Annotated in this window: 12 protein-coding genes and 1 riboswitch; of the genes, 7 read left to right on the forward strand and 5 right to left on the reverse strand. The window is 65.1% G+C overall.

The features are described from left to right. The gene (locus tag HBA99_RS18715) at positions 1-783 is read left to right on the forward strand and encodes a succinate dehydrogenase iron-sulfur subunit (RefSeq protein WP_030096825.1); all 783 of its coding nucleotides are present in this window, start codon (positions 1-3) and stop codon (positions 781-783) included. Between the two features lie 113 nt (positions 784-896). After that, on the forward strand, positions 897-1,505 hold the full coding sequence (locus HBA99_RS18720) for a carboxymuconolactone decarboxylase family protein (RefSeq protein ID WP_070952110.1): 609 nt from the start codon (positions 897-899) through the stop codon (positions 1,503-1,505). On the opposite strand, the gene HBA99_RS18725 is transcribed toward HBA99_RS18720, so the two are convergent. Next, positions 1,502-2,410, reverse strand: a complete 909-nt coding sequence (locus HBA99_RS18725) for a sigma-70 family RNA polymerase sigma factor (RefSeq protein ID WP_070922902.1) — start codon at positions 2,408-2,410, stop codon at positions 1,502-1,504. The genes HBA99_RS18720 and HBA99_RS18725 overlap by 4 nt on opposite strands. 33 nt (positions 2,411-2,443) lie before the next feature. On the opposite strand from HBA99_RS18725, the gene HBA99_RS18730 reads away from it, so the two are divergent. Next, on the forward strand, positions 2,444-3,454 hold the full coding sequence (locus HBA99_RS18730; RefSeq protein WP_070952109.1) for an SMP-30/gluconolactonase/LRE family protein: 1,011 nt from the start codon (positions 2,444-2,446) through the stop codon (positions 3,452-3,454). Between the two features lie 76 nt (positions 3,455-3,530). Then, positions 3,531-4,817, forward strand: coding sequence for a D-alanyl-D-alanine carboxypeptidase family protein (locus HBA99_RS18735; RefSeq protein WP_057968611.1), 1,287 nt, complete (start codon positions 3,531-3,533; stop codon positions 4,815-4,817). A 4-nt stretch (positions 4,818-4,821) separates the two neighbouring features. On the opposite strand, the gene yhjD is transcribed toward HBA99_RS18735, so the two are convergent. The 3 genes from yhjD to HBA99_RS18750 form a co-directional block, all read right to left on the reverse strand. After that, entirely contained in the window at positions 4,822-5,850 is a 1,029-nt protein-coding gene (gene yhjD, locus HBA99_RS18740) for an inner membrane protein YhjD (RefSeq protein ID WP_030096820.1), read from the reverse strand. Positions 5,851-5,869: 19 nt separating this feature from the next. Beyond that, positions 5,870-6,904 (reverse strand): tryptophan--tRNA ligase, encoded by a 1,035-nt coding sequence (gene trpS, locus HBA99_RS18745; protein WP_030096819.1) that lies wholly within the window; start codon positions 6,902-6,904, stop codon positions 5,870-5,872. 62 nt (positions 6,905-6,966) lie between these two features. Then, on the reverse strand, positions 6,967-7,794 hold the full coding sequence (locus tag HBA99_RS18750) for an exodeoxyribonuclease III (protein WP_070952108.1): 828 nt from the start codon (positions 7,792-7,794) through the stop codon (positions 6,967-6,969). A gap of 145 nt (positions 7,795-7,939) precedes the next feature. Between HBA99_RS18750 and HBA99_RS18755 the strand changes: the two genes are divergently transcribed. After that, a complete protein-coding gene (locus HBA99_RS18755; RefSeq protein ID WP_030096817.1) occupies positions 7,940-8,818 on the forward strand; it encodes an alpha/beta fold hydrolase in 879 nt (292 codons plus the stop codon). Positions 8,819-8,893: 75 nt separating this feature from the next. On the opposite strand, the gene HBA99_RS18760 is transcribed toward HBA99_RS18755, so the two are convergent. Further along, positions 8,894-11,131, reverse strand: a complete 2,238-nt coding sequence (locus HBA99_RS18760; RefSeq protein ID WP_030096816.1) for an NADP-dependent isocitrate dehydrogenase — start codon at positions 11,129-11,131, stop codon at positions 8,894-8,896. Between the two features lie 215 nt (positions 11,132-11,346). Next, positions 11,347-11,483: riboswitch (SAM riboswitch) on the forward strand. A 141-nt stretch (positions 11,484-11,624) separates the two neighbouring features. Between HBA99_RS18760 and HBA99_RS18765 the strand changes: the two genes are divergently transcribed. Continuing rightward, positions 11,625-12,953, forward strand: a complete 1,329-nt coding sequence (locus HBA99_RS18765) for a bifunctional o-acetylhomoserine/o-acetylserine sulfhydrylase (RefSeq protein ID WP_057968591.1) — start codon at positions 11,625-11,627, stop codon at positions 12,951-12,953. Beyond that, positions 12,950-14,134, forward strand: coding sequence for a homoserine O-acetyltransferase MetX (metX, locus tag HBA99_RS18770; RefSeq protein WP_109418710.1), 1,185 nt, complete (start codon positions 12,950-12,952; stop codon positions 14,132-14,134). The genes HBA99_RS18765 and metX overlap by 4 nt, the downstream gene beginning before the upstream one ends. Positions 14,135-14,147 lie beyond the last annotated feature (13 nt).

Consider the following 14,147-nt stretch of genomic DNA (forward strand, 5'->3'; position numbering starts at 1 on the left):
ATGACTGCGGTTATCGAGAAAGCCGAAGCCGGCGACCCGCCGCTGCCGCCGGTCCCCGAGGGCGCGGTCATGGTGGAGCTCAAGATTCAGCGCTTCAACCCCGAAGATCCGGACGCCGCCGGCTGGCAGAGCTTCCGCGTGCCGTGCCTGCCGACGGACCGGCTGCTGAATCTGCTGCTGTACGTGAAGGGCTACCTGGACGGCACGCTGACCTTCCGCCGCTCCTGCGCGCACGGCGTGTGCGGCTCGGATGCCATGCGCATCAACGGTGTCAACCGGCTGGCCTGCAAGGTCCTGATGCGGGATCTGCTGCCCAAGAAGCCCAAGAAGACGCTCACCATCACCATCGAGCCGATCCGCGGGCTGCCGGTGGAAAAGGACCTCGTGGTCAACATGGAACCCTTCTTCGACGCATTCCGCGCCGTGAAGCCGTACATGATCACCAGCGGCAACCAGCCGACACGTGAGCACATCCAGAGCCAGACCGACCGCGCGCGCTTCGATGACACCACCAAGTGCATCCTGTGCGCCTGCTGCACCACCAGCTGCCCGGTGTTCTGGAGCGATGGAAGCTACTTCGGTCCCGCGGCGATCGTGAACGCACACCGGTTCATCTTCGACAGCCGCGACGAGGCCGCCGCCGAGCGCCTGGACATCCTCAACGACGTGGACGGGGTGTGGCGCTGCCGCACCACGTTCAACTGCACCGACGCCTGCCCGCGCGGTATCGAGGTCACCAAGGCGATCCAGGAGGTCAAGCGCGCACTGATGTTCGCGCGCTAGCCGATCGATCCGTCTGCACCGCCGGGTGTGAGCGCCAATGCTCACGCCCGGCGGTTTTTTCTATGCCGAGGCGCGCCCTGTCACACATCCGAGGGCTGCCTCGTCATACGGATATGACCGCACAATCACGCAGAACAACCCGTATCAATCCCGTCCCCCCGCAACAAGCCTCCTTGCTCACACGCATCATGTACCGGGTCGCCAAGCGGCGATACGGCCAAGTGCCCGAACCGTTTACGGTGCTTGCCCACCACCGCAAGCTGATGGTGGCCGCCGCGATGCACGAGCAGATGCTGGGCAGCGCATCCAAGGTTCTGCCGGCCAGCGTGCGAGAACTCGCGGTGTTCTGGACCGCCCGCACGGTGGGCTGCTCATGGTGCGTCGACTTCGGCTCCATGCTGCAGCGGCTCGACGGCTTGGACGTCGAGCGCCTCAAGGCCATCGACGACTATGCGACCTCGCCGCTGTACACCGACGACGAGCGGGCAGCCATCGCCTATGCCGATGCGATGACCGGCAATCCGCATGACATCACCGACGAGCAGATCGAGGATCTACGCCGGCGGTTCGGTGACGCCGGGGTGATTGAGCTGACCTACCAGGTCGGCGTCGAGAACATGCGCGCCCGGACCTACGCCGCCCTCGGAATCACCGAGCAGGGCTTCAATTCCGGCGATGCCTGCCGGGTTCCATGGGCTATCGAGGACACAGCGGACGCCTAGCCCCTGCGCAACGGCGTGCCGCTGAACTTGTCGGGATTGCTCACATCCCAGACCGCCAGCACTTTGCCGTCGCGCACGGTGTATCCACTGACCCGGGGCAGCACCGGCCTGAAATCCGGGTCGGTGTCTGTCTCGGTCAGATACATGCCGAACTGTCCGTTCACCAACGCCGGATTGATGGCCTGAATCATCTGCGGGCCGTAACGGTCCAGCAATCCGAGCAGGAAGCGCGCCACCTTATCGGGGCCGCGGATGACCCGCACCGCGGTGGGTGCCTTGCCATCGGAATCCCCCGTCATCGTCACATCCGGATGCAACAGTCGGACAACGGCTTCCACACTGCCGGACATGAGGGCCTCGAGCAGCTGGCCGACCACCTCATTATGCTCGGCATCACCCACCGGCTGCGGCGTCGCACTCACCGTCCGACGCGCACGCGTGGCGAGTTGACGCGCGGCCGCGTCGTTGATGCCCAGGATCTCGGCAATCTGCTTGAAGGGCACGGAGAATCCGTCGTGCAGGACGAAGGCCACGCGCTGATCGGGTGCCAGACGGTCCAGCACCACCATCGCCGCAAAGCGCGCGTCCTCACTGGCCACCAGCACGGCCAGCGGATCATTGCCGTCCAAACCGGTGACCACCGGCTCCGGAAGCCACTCCCCCACATAGGTTTCCCTGCGATGGACGGCCGACCGCAGCCGATCCAGGCCCAGCCGGGATACCACGGTGGTCAGCCACGCCGCGAGGTCCTCGATCTCGACGGTCGTAGAGTGCAGGCGCAACCACGCGTCCTGGACGATGTCCTCGGCGTCGGCGACGCTGCCGGTGAGGCGGTAGGCCACCGCCTGCAACCGAGGGCGCAGCGCCTCGAACTCGTCGGTGCGATCGCGAACCGGAACTGCCACCTCTTGAGCCTAGGCCTGCAATAAGGTGAGCCCATGGCTAAGCCGTCGATTGACCCCGTCCGCTGGCAGCCGCCCGGAGTGCGGGCACTATCCCTGAACCCACGGCCCCTACCCCCGCTCACGGTGGTGCCGCTCCCGGGTCATGGACCCGAGGATGTCGTGGCCGATGCCGCGGGAAACATCTGGACCGGTGTGGTGGACGGAAAGATGCTCCGTATCTCCCCCGACGGCGCCGAGGTCACACACATCGCGACCACCGAGCACCCACCCCTGGGCCTGCATGTCGCGCGCGATGGACGCGTGCTGATCTGCAGCCGCGACAAGCTGCTGGCCCTCGATCCGGCCTCCGGAGATATCGAGCCACTTGTCACCAAGGTCGATGGCTCTCCACTCATCTTCTGCTCGAATGTGACCGAAGCATCCGATGGGACAATCTATTTCAGCGAGTCAACGGCACGTTTCCCCTTCGAGGAGTATCGGGCTGCCGCCATCGAGGGCCGCGGCACCGGCAGGGTATTCCGCCGCGATGTCGACGGCACCGTCACCACCATCGCCGACGGGTTGTACTTCACCAACGGCGTCACCCTGACCGCCGACGAGTCTCGCTTGGTGTACGCCGAAACCATTGGCCGGCGCCTGAGCACGATCGCGCTGTCGGGTTCTGCGCAGGGACAGACCTCCAGGCTCGTCGAGGAATTGCCGTGCATGCCGGACAACATCAGCACCGGCTCCGATGGCCGGATCTGGGTCGCGATGGCGGGGCCGCGCAATGCCGCGCTGGAGACACTCGTGCCGCGCGCTCCGCTGCTACGCAAACTCCTCTGGCGGCTTCCGGAATCGATTCAGCCCGCCGTCGCGGCCGACGCCTGGGTTGTCGCGTTCAATCCGGACACCGGGGCCGCGGTGGTGAACATCCGCGGGCGCGACCCACTGCTGCAGACCACGACCGGCATCGTGGAGTCCGGCGGGCGTCTCTGGCTGGGCTGCATCGGATCGTCGGCCGTCGGCCATATCAACCTGGCCGATATCGCGCCGTCGGAGTAGTCGACCCAGAAGTCACATCCGACACAGACGTAACATCCCCCAGTTCAGGGTGGTGGTCACTTACTGTGGCAAGGCGATGACCACCTGGATTCCTGCGCCCGATCGCCGCCCGTCGCTGCGAGCAGCCGCGACGCGCTTCGCCGCGGCCACCGCCGCCGGGCTGATCGTCGCCGCCCTCCCCATGAGCACACCGTTGGCTACTGCCGAGCCCGGGTTCACGCCGCCGGATACCAGCGGGTGCCCCTACAAGGTCGTCACGCCACCGGCAGTCGACACCTCCGAGGTTCCCAAGGCCGGTGGCGATCCGCCCGCGCCACTCCCGGTGCCCGCCAAGCCCATCGGCGGCGAGATGCTCGGAAGCTGCGATGTGATCACTCCTAACGGGGCGGGGCCCGTCCCCAATGACGTCTCTGCGGAATCCTGGCTCATCGCCGACCTGAACACGGGAAATGTGGTGGCGGCCAAGGACCCCCACGCCCGGCACCGACCCGCCAGTGTCATCAAGGTGCTGGTCGCCATGGAGGCCATCAACAACCTGAACCTCAACCAGGCGGTGGTGGGTACCCAAGAAGACGCGAACAGCGAGGGCACCAGAGTCGGTGTCGACGTCGGCGGCACCTACACCGTCCGGCAGCTGCTCACCGGTCTGCTCATGAACTCGGGCAACGACGCCGCACACGCGCTGGCCGTCCAGCTCGGAGGCATGTCCGAGACCGTCGCCAAGATCAATGACATGGCGCAGAAACTCGGCGCGCGGGATACGCGGGTTGCCACCCCCTCCGGTCTCGACGGCCCCGGCATGAGCACCTCGGCCTACGACCTGGGTTTGTTCTACAAGTACGCATTCGCAGACCCCACCTTCGCCGATCTGGTGTCGGCTCCGAAGGCGACCTTCCCCGGCCATCCCGCCAAACCGGGTGAGCCCGACGATCATCCGGCCTACGAGATGACGAACGACAACCGGCTGCTCTACAACTACCCCGGCGCGCTCGGCGGAAAGACCGGATACACCGACGACGCGCAACAGACCTTTGTCGGCGCCGCCGAGCGTGACGGCCGCCGGTTGGTGGTCACCATGCTGCGGGGTACGCGTCTTCCGATAGCTCCGTGGGAGCAGGCCGCCCACCTACTCGACTACGGGTTCTCGACGCCACGCGACGCCTCGATCGGCAAGCTCGTCGATCCCGACCCTGCGCTGCTGACCAAGCCGCATGCCGACAACGCGGCCACGCCCCAAGCCGCCGGTCTCACCACGGATGCGGTCAACAGCGTCCCGGTCCGGGTGGGTGTGACGATCATCGGCGCGATGATCGTCTTCGGTCTCATCCTGGCGGCGCGATCACTCAACCGCCGCCAGGCCTAAACCGCTAGTCGCCGCCGCGGCCTAGCCACGAAATACCCAGAGCACCAAGAGCTCCAGCGCCGAAGGCGGCGAGGACACCCAGCTTGGTGGGCCGCTCGACGGTCTCGATCCGCGTAGTGATGACCACCGGCTCGGGCGGCGGCACATAGACAAAGGGCCGGTTCTCATCGGAGGTGGCCGCCCACGCGGTGGCATACAACAGCAGACGCGCAGTGATGTAGGCGAACACCATGATGCCCAGCACCGGACCGAACGTGGAGCCCGCGGGGCCATGCATGATCACGCTCAGATAGATCGACGCGACCTGTTTGAACAGCTCGAAGCCGATCGCCGCGATGAGCCCGGCCCGCACCGCACTGGAGAACGGCAGCCGCTCTCTGGGCAGCCGCGAGATCATCCAGGTGAACAGCGCCCACGACAACACGGTCGCTATGGCGATGGTGACGACCTTGAGCAGCACTGCCGGTATCGAGACGTCATGCAGCCCGAACCAGCCGAGTATGCGCAGAATCGTTTTCTCATTACCGACAACGGTGACCGCGATGGTGAGAGCCAGCGCCACGAACGTCGACCCCAATGCCACCAGATCTGAGAGCTTGCCCCGTACGAACCCGTCGGAGTCGTTGGGCTGCTCCCACATGGCGCTCAGTGCCGCCCGCACGTTGGCCATCCACCCCAGCCCGGCCCAGGCCGCCGTCGCAAGGCCCGCGATGCCCAGGCTGGTACGCGAGGCAATCGCGGTATCCATCAGATTGATTAGCTGATTGCCCACTTCGCCGGAGATCGCCCCGCTGATTCGGCCCCGTAACTCCGCAATCGTGTCCGGCCGCCTGGACAAGACGAAGCCCATGACCGCGAATCCGACCATCATCAGCGGAAACAGCGCAAAGACTGTGAAATACGTAATTCCGGCGGCGTAGAAGTTGCCGTTGACCTTCTGGTAGCGCTCCTGCATGCGCATGATGTGGTCGAACCAGGGAAACCTTGCGCGATAGCGGTCGAGAATCCCAGGCTTATCGTCTTCGGCCACCACTCACCGCCTCTACTGTTCGCTACCTCGCGGGCCGGACAAACCCTATCCGGTCATAGACCTCGGTGAGAGTCTTCTCTGCCAGCTCCCTGGCGCGCGCCGCACCTGCCGCCAGGATGTCGTCGAGCGCCGCGGTGTCGGTGAGCAGCTCGTTTGTCCGGTCACGCACCGGCGTGACGAACTCGACAAGCGCCTCGGCGGTGTCCTTCTTCAGGTCGCCGTAACCCCGCCCGGCATAGCCGTCGACGAGTGTGTCGATATCGGCGCCGGTGAGCGCGGACTGGATGCTCAGCAGGTTCGAAACACCTGGCTTGGCTTCCCTGTCGAAAAGAATCTCCCGGTCACTGTCGGTCTGCGCCGACTTGATCTTCTTGGCCGAGACCGCTGGATCGTCGAGCAAGTTGATCAACCCGGCGGGCGTCGAGGCGGACTTGCTCATCTTCACCGTCGGGTCCTGCAGGTCGTAGATCCGCGCCGCATTCTTCGGCACGAATGTCTCCGGCAGCACGAAGGTCTCGCCATAGCGGCCGTTGAACCGCTGCGCCACATCGCGTGTCAGCTCGAGATGCTGACGCTGATCATCGCCCACCGGCACCACATTCGTCTGATACAGCAGGATGTCGGCGGCCATCAGCACCGGATAGGTGAACAGACCGACGGTGGTGGCGTCATTCCCCTGCTTGGCGGACTTGTCCTTGAACTGCGTCATCCGCGACGCCTCGCCATAGCCGGTCAAACATCCCAGTACCCAAGCCAATTCGGTATGCGCCGGGACATGGCTTTGCACGAAGATCGCACTCTCGGCCGGGTCAACACCCAGCGCCACGTACTGGGCAACTACTGCGCGCGTGCGTCGGCGTAGCTCCTCGGGGTCCTGCGCGACCGTGATGGCATGCAGGTCGACAACACAGAACAGCGCCTCGTATTCGTGCTGCAACCGCACCCACTGCTGCACCGCGCCCAACACATTTCCGAGATGGAGAGAATCGGCGGTGGGTTGAATCCCAGAGAACAGGCGTCCCCGGGCGGCGGTTTCAGCGGTCCTGTCGGCAGTCATAGTGCATCCATCCTGGCATGACCGGTCAAAACCATTTACCCGAGCACAGGACGCTCAATCGGCTAGTGCAGCCGGTACTCAACCGTCACCGGCGCATGGTCGGACCAGCGAAGCGCGTAGGCGTCGGCGCGTTCGACCCGCGCCGCGTGTGCGCGCTGCCCCAGATCGGCGGTCGCCAGGTGGTAGTCGATGCGCCAGCCCGCGTCATTGTCGAAGGCCTTACCCCGCCACGACCACCAGCTGTACGGTCCGTCAACACCGGGGTGCAGCAGCCGGAAGGTGTCGACCCATCCGGCTGCGAGCAGTGAGCCGACCCAGGCCCGCTCCTCCGGCAGGAACCCGGCCTTCTTCTGGTTCGCCTTCCAGGCCTTTATGTCTCGCTCGGTATGCCCGATGTTCCAATCACCGCAGATCACCGTGTCGCGCCCGCTCGCAACCAGTTTGGCCATCCTGGCGCCCACCGCCGCCATGAATCGTTCCTTCTCGTCCTGGCGCGCCGTGCCCGCTTCCCCGGTGGGCAGGTAGATGCTCGCCACCGTGAGATCACCGACCTGGGCCTCCAGATACCGCCCGGCTTCGTCGAACTCGCCGCCATCGGCGTCGAGCGACACCTTGATCGAGGTGGCCGGGACGCGGCTGAGAATCCCCACGCCGTTACGTCCCTTCACGCTCGACGAGGCGTTCACCACGTGCCACCCCGCGGCCAGCGCCGGTGCCAGCGCCTCCTGGAGTTGCTCGTTCTCCGCACGCACCTCTTGCAGACACACGATGTCGGCGGTCGTCTGCTCCAACCAGGGCAGCAGCCCCCGGTTCTCCGCGGACCGCTCTTTCACCGCGGCACGAATGCCGTTGACGTTGATGGTGGTGACGGTGATCTTCTCGGTGCTCATCGATCGCCGACGATAGTCGAGAGGTCTGACAGTGATGAGCCGCTGAGGCGAAGAACAGCCGACAGTGATGGGCACCACGGGGCACGGTAAGTTGACGCAACAGACAGTAATGTCAACGCTGATGTTGGCGCACTAGGAGGACCGCATGCTGGAAGCCATTTTGTCGAAGTCGTCGAGCAAGCGGGCGCCCATCGAGATGGGTGAGGGCGAGCCGGTCCTGCTGCTGCATCCGTTCATGCTGTCGCAGTCGGTGTGGGAGACCGTGGCCGAGCAGCTCGCCGATGCCGGATACGAGGTGTTCGCACCCACCTACCCCGGACACAACGGCGGCGGACCGTTGCCCGCGCTGCCTCCGTTGTCGCAGCGCTCGGTCGATACCTACCTGGACCAGGTCGAAGAGATCATGGATGAGAAGGGCTGGGAGACCGCCCATCTGGTGGGTAACTCACTGGGCGGCTGGATCGCGCTGGGACTGGCGCTACGCGGCCGGGCTCGCAGTGTCACCGCCATCGCGCCTGCCGGCGGCTGGACCAAGTACTCGCCGCTGAAGGCGGAGATCGTGGTGAAGTTCGCGGCCATGCTCCCCTGGCTGGCGTTCTCCCGGCTGTTGGGCCGCCGTGCGGCGGGCCTGCCGTTCGTCAAGTTCGCCACCGCCCGCGCCCTCTGCGGCGAGACAGAGGCGCTGAGCCTGCCGGACTTCCACAGCATTTTCGAGGACATCACGCACTGCCCGGCCTACTTGCCGTCGCTGTCGTCGATTCTGCCGGCACCGGGCCTGCAGAACCTGAACACCATCTCGGTGCCGGCACAGCTGGTGCTGTGTGAGAAGGACGAGATCGTGCCCCCGGGTCGATTCGGGAAGCTCATCAGCCAGGGCCTGCCTGCCGATGCACGGCGGATCACCCTGGCGGGCATGGGGCACGTGCCGATGCTGGAAGCGCCCGGTCAGGTCACCGAGGTCATCACCGACCTGATCGACCCGCTGGTCGCCGCCAAACGCGCCGCGGCCTCCGACGTCGGCTAGGGATCACGTCGAGTGTGAACCTGTGGCGGAGTTTCGACTGATTCGCCGCCCAGGTTTCACACTCGACGCAGTGAGCTATACCTGGACGGAGGCCAGAACGGCGTTGAAGGTCTGGCTCGGCCGCATCACCGCGGCGGTCTTGTCGGGGTCCGGCGCGTAATAGCCGCCGATATCGACCGGGCTGCCCTGGACGGCGGCAAGCTCGGCGACGATTTCGTCCTCGTTCTCGACCAGCTGCTTGGCCAGCGGCGCGAACAGCTCGGCGAGTTCGGTGTCCTCAGTCTGCGCGGCAAGTTCGGCCGCCCAGTACAGGGCCAGGTAGAACTGGCTGCCGCGGTTGTCGAGCTCACCGGTCTTGCGCGACGGGCTTTTGTCGTTCTCCAGCAGCTTCCCGGTCGCCGCATCCAGCGTGGTAGCCAAAATCTTGGCCCGCGGGTTACCGGTCTTGATGCCCAGGTCCTCCAGGCTGACGGCCAGCGCCAGGAACTCACCCAGCGAGTCCCACCGCAGGTGGTTCTCTTCGACCAGCTGACTGACGTGCTTGGGTGCCGAGCCGCCGGCGCCGGTCTCGTACAGTCCGCCACCTGCCATCAGCGGCACGATGGACAGCATCTTGGCACTGGTACCCAGCTCCAGGATCGGGAACAGGTCGGTCAGGTAGTCGCGCAGGATGTTGCCGGTCGCGGCGATGGTGTCCTTGCCGCGAATCAGCCGTTCCAGGGTGTAGCGCATGGCCCAGACCTGGGGCACAACCTGGATCTTGAGACCCTCGGTGTCGTGGTCCTGCAGGTACTCCTTGACCTTCTTGCGTAGTTCGACCTCGTGCGGACGCTCGGTGTCCAGCCAGAACACCACATTCATCCCGGACTCGCGGCCCCGCGTGACGGCCAGCTTGACCCAATCCTGGATGGCGGCATCGGTGACGACCGGCATACGCCAGATGTCGCCAGTCTCGACGTTCTGCGACATCAACACCTCACCGGTCTCGACGTCGACGATGTCGGCAACGCCGGGCTCGGCGATCTCGAACGTCTTGTCGTGGCTGCCGTACTCCTCGGCCTTCTGTGCCATGAGACCGACGTTGGGAACGGTGCCCATGGTGGTCGGATCGAACTGGCCGTGGGTCTTACAGAAGTTGATCATCTCCTGGTAAATCCGGGAAAACGTCGACTCCGGGTTGACGGCCTTGGTGTCTTTGAGCTTGCCGTCGGCGCCATACATCTTGCCGCCGGCCCGGATCATCGCGGGCATCGAGGCGTCGACGATCACGTCGCTGGGCGAGTGGAAGTTCGAGATGCCCTTGGCCGAATCCACCATGGCCAGCTCGGGCCGATGCTCGTGGCAGGCGTGCAGGTCGCGGATGATCTCCTCATGCTGCGAGGCGGGTAGCGACTCGATCTTGCTGTAGAGATCCGAGAGTCCGTTGTTTACGTTGACGCCCAACTCGTCGAACAGCTTCTGGTGCTTTTCGAAGGCGTCCTTGTAGAAGATCTTGACCGCATGCCCGAAGACGATGGGGTGGCTGACGCGCATCATGGTCGCCTTGACATGCAGGGACAACATCACGCCCGTCTTGTAGGCATCCTCGATTTGCTCCTCGTAGAAGTCGCAGAGCGCCTTCTTGCTCATGAACATGCTGTCGATGATGTCGCCCTTGGCCAGCTTGACCTCAGGCTTGAGCACGATGGTCTCGCCACTCGTGGTGGTCAGGACCATCTTGACCTTGCGGTCGCGGTCCAGCGTCATCGACTTCTCACCGTGGTAGAAATCGCCCTCCTTCATGGTCGCGACGTGGGTGCGCGATGCCTGCGACCACTCGCCCATGCTGTGCGGGTGCTTGCGCGCGTACTCCTTCACCGCGCGGGGTGCACGGCGGTCCGAGTTACCTTCACGTAGAACGGGGTTCACGGCGCTGCCCAGACACTTGGTGTAGCGCGTCTTGATGGCTTCCTCTTCCTCATTCTTCGGATCGCCGGGGTACTCGGGCAGCTTGTAACCCTTGCCCTGCAGTTCCTTGATGGCAGCGAGGAGCTGCGGCACCGACGCGCTGATGTTCGGCAGCTTGATGATGTTCGTCTCAGGCAGCTGCGTCAGGCGGCCCAGCTCGGCCAGGTTGTCCGGAACGCGCTGATCCTCGGGGAGGTACTCGGCGAACTCGGACAGGATGCGTGCGGCAACGGAGATATCGCTGGTTTGGACGTCGATACCGGCGGGGCCCGCGAAGGCCCGGATGATCGGCAAGAAGGAGTACGTCGCAAGCAGCGGCGCCTCGTCTGTCAGCGTGTAGATGATGGTCGGCTGCTGCGCACTCATGGTCACTCCCGGCATCGTTGATCGGACTTGTTGGTCGGTCAAATCTCAGGCATCCCGTGGGTCACACGGATGACCTATTCAGTATCACGTCGCTTCCGAGCCTAGGCGGGCGGACGGGCTGTGATCGCGCTCCCATCGTGGCCCGCAGACACCGCCGAGCCGCGCCTTGCATACCTGGTGGCAACCATTCGGTGCATTGCGATACGCTTTTAAGCGGTCATGAGTACCAGCGTCAAGCCCCGGCTCGCTGGTCGGCAACCCTCCAACCGCGGTGGGGTGCCCCGGGTGATGACCAGGTTGAGTAGCCGACTGGGTTATGAAAGGACAGTCGGCCACACGGCAAGCGCGGGTCCGATGACGGGCCCCGAGAAGACAGGTTGGCCCAATGAAGCGTTCGTCACCCGGGGGTGAGTCCCTGCATTCCTGTTGTCGGTGTTGTCGCTGTCGCATGCCCTAAACCGCCAGCCCCGCACCGACCACCCAGGAGGTTCCCATGACCGATATCGATCCCACCGCCCACTGGGCGTTTGAGACCAAGCAGATCCACGCGGGCCAGACCGCGGACCCGGCGACCAATGCCCGGGCCCTGCCGATCTACCAGACCACGTCCTACGTCTTCAACGACACCGCGCACGCGGCAGCGCTGTTCGGGCTGTCCGAAGAGGGCAACATCTACACCCGTATCGGCAACCCGACCCAGAATGTCGTCGAGGAGCGCATCGCTGCCCTCGAAGGCGGCGTGGCGGCGCTGCTGCTGGCTTCCGGGCAGGCGGCAGCGACATTGGCCATCATCAACATCGCGCAGGCCGGCGACAACATCGTGTCGAGCCCGCGTCTGTACGGCGGCACATACAACCTGTTGCACTACACGTTGCCGCGCCTGGGAATCTCAACCACCTTCGTCGAGGATCCCGACGACCTCGACTCCTGGCGCCGCGCCATCACGCCACAGACCAAGGCACTCTTCGCCGAATCGATCTCCAACCCCAAGAACGACATTCTCGACATTCCGGGCATCTCGAAGATCGCGCACGAAGCGGGCGTCCCCCTCATCGTCGACAACACTGTCGCCACTCCCTATCTGATCCAGCCGCTGGCCCACGGCGCCGACATCGTGGTGCACTCGGCCACCAAATACCTTGGTGGACACGGCAATGCGATCGGTGGCGTGATCATCGACGGCGGCACCTTCGATTGGACCCAGGGCCGCCACCCCGGATTCACCACGCCGGACCCGAGCTACCACGGTGTGGTGTTCGCCGATCTGGGCGCACCGGCCTACGCACTCAAGGCGCGTGTTCAGCTGTTGCGTGACCTCGGGCCCGCCATCTCCCCGTTCAATGCCTTCCTCATTGCGCAGGGACTTGAGACGTTGAGCCTGCGAGTACAACGCCACGTCGAAAATGCACAGCGGGTGGCCGAGTACCTCGCCGCCCAGCCGGAGGTCACCGGCGTCAACTACGCCGGGCTACCCACCTCCCCCTGGCACGAACGCGCGAAATCATTGGCCCCCAAGGGTGCCGGTGCGGTACTCGCATTCGAATTGGACGGAGGAGCCGAGGCGGCGACCACCTTCATCGATTCCCTGACACTGCACAGTCAGGTAGCCAACATCGGCGATGTGCGATCGCTGGTCATACACCCCGCCACGACGACACACGCACAGCTCGCGCCCGCCGAACAGGTGGCCTCCGGCGTCACACCCGGCCTGGTGCGGTTGGCCGTCGGTATTGAGGGTATCGACGACATCCTGGCCGATCTGGACACCGGATTCGCCGCCGTGCGGCGACTCAAACAGCCCGCAGCGGTGGCATCATCATGACCTTGACCGACGATCTTCGCGCAAACGGCTCCGCCGACCACCAGCTTCCGGCACCGAACATCGCCCTTCCACAAGGCGATGAGATCGCCTATGTGTCAATAGGTTCGATCACACTCGAAAGCGGTGCCGTCATCGACGACGCGACCGTCGCGGTACAGACCTGGGGAAAGCTCTCACCCCGCCGCGACAACGTGGTGTTCGTCTGTCATGCGCTGACCGCCGACTCACACGTGATCGGACCCGCCGGCCCCGACCACATCACCGGCGGGTGGTGGCAAGGAATCATCGGCCCCGGCGCGGCGATCGATACCGACCAGTGGTGCGCCATCGCCACCAACGTGCTGGGTGGCTGCCGCGGTAGCACCGGCCCGACTTCCCTTGCCGCCGATGGAAAGCCCTGGGGCTCACGATTCCCCGAGGTGTCGGTACGTGACCAGGTGAACGCCGACATCGCCGCACTCGCACAACTCGGCATCACCGAGATCGCCGCCGTCGTCGGCGGTTCGATGGGCGGTGCACGCGCGCTGGAATGGGCCGTCATGCAGCCGGATTCGGTGCGTGCGGCGCTGGTGCTGGCGGTTGGTGCACGCGCCACCGGCGACCAGATCGGCACCCAGAGCACGCAGATCGCCGCCATCCGGTCCGATCCAAACTGGCAGGGCGGCGACTACCACGGCAGCGGACGCAGCCCCGAGAAGGGTTTGAACCTCGCCCGGCGCATCGCACACCTGACCTACCGCGGAGAGGTCGAGCTGGACACCCGGTTCGGCAATGATCCCCAGGTCGGCCCGGACGGGCCCGAGGATCCGTGGGCCGACGGCCGATACGCGGTGCAGAGCTACCTGGAGCATCAGGGCAACAAGTTCGTTCGGCGCTTCGACGCCGGAAGCTACGTCATCCTGACCGAGGCACTCAACCGCCACGACGTCGGCCGGAACCGTGGCGGTGTCGAGAAGGCGCTGCGCGGCTGCCCCGTCCCCGTCGTCGTCGGCGGTATCACGTCCGATCGGCTGTACCCGCTGCGCCTGCAGGAGGAATTAGCCGACCTGCTCCCCGGTTGTACCGGCTTGCGGGTGGTCGAATCGTTGCATGGCCACGACGCGTTCCTCATCGAGTTCGACGCGGTGAGCGAGCTGGTTCGGGAGACACTCGCCCTGGCCAAGTCAACACAGGCTTCGTAAACGGAACCCGAGG

This window comes from Mycobacteroides chelonae, from assembly GCF_016767715.1.
Lineage (GTDB): Bacteria > Actinomycetota > Actinomycetes > Mycobacteriales > Mycobacteriaceae > Mycobacterium > Mycobacterium gwanakae.

What these genes read in the sequence shown, in the direction of transcription:
- HBA99_RS18720 (WP_070952110.1), top strand. Translation starts at nt 897, where the DNA reads ATGACCGCACAATCACGCAGAACAACCCGTATCAATCCCGTCCCCCCG.
- HBA99_RS18750 (WP_070952108.1), bottom strand. Translation starts at nt 7,794, where the DNA reads ATGAGCACCGAGAAGATCACCGTCACCACCATCAACGTCAACGGCATT.
- HBA99_RS18715 (WP_030096825.1), top strand. Translation starts at nt 1, where the DNA reads ATGACTGCGGTTATCGAGAAAGCCGAAGCCGGCGACCCGCCGCTGCCG.
- HBA99_RS18760 (WP_030096816.1), bottom strand. Translation starts at nt 11,131, where the DNA reads ATGAGTGCGCAGCAGCCGACCATCATCTACACGCTGACAGACGAGGCG.
- HBA99_RS18735 (WP_057968611.1), top strand. Translation starts at nt 3,531, where the DNA reads ATGACCACCTGGATTCCTGCGCCCGATCGCCGCCCGTCGCTGCGAGCA.
- trpS (WP_030096819.1), bottom strand. Translation starts at nt 6,904, where the DNA reads ATGACTGCCGACAGGACCGCTGAAACCGCCGCCCGGGGACGCCTGTTC.
- HBA99_RS18730 (WP_070952109.1), top strand. Translation starts at nt 2,444, where the DNA reads ATGGCTAAGCCGTCGATTGACCCCGTCCGCTGGCAGCCGCCCGGAGTG.
- metX (WP_109418710.1), top strand. Translation starts at nt 12,950, where the DNA reads ATGACCTTGACCGACGATCTTCGCGCAAACGGCTCCGCCGACCACCAG.
- HBA99_RS18765 (WP_057968591.1), top strand. Translation starts at nt 11,625, where the DNA reads ATGACCGATATCGATCCCACCGCCCACTGGGCGTTTGAGACCAAGCAG.
- HBA99_RS18755 (WP_030096817.1), top strand. Translation starts at nt 7,940, where the DNA reads ATGCTGGAAGCCATTTTGTCGAAGTCGTCGAGCAAGCGGGCGCCCATC.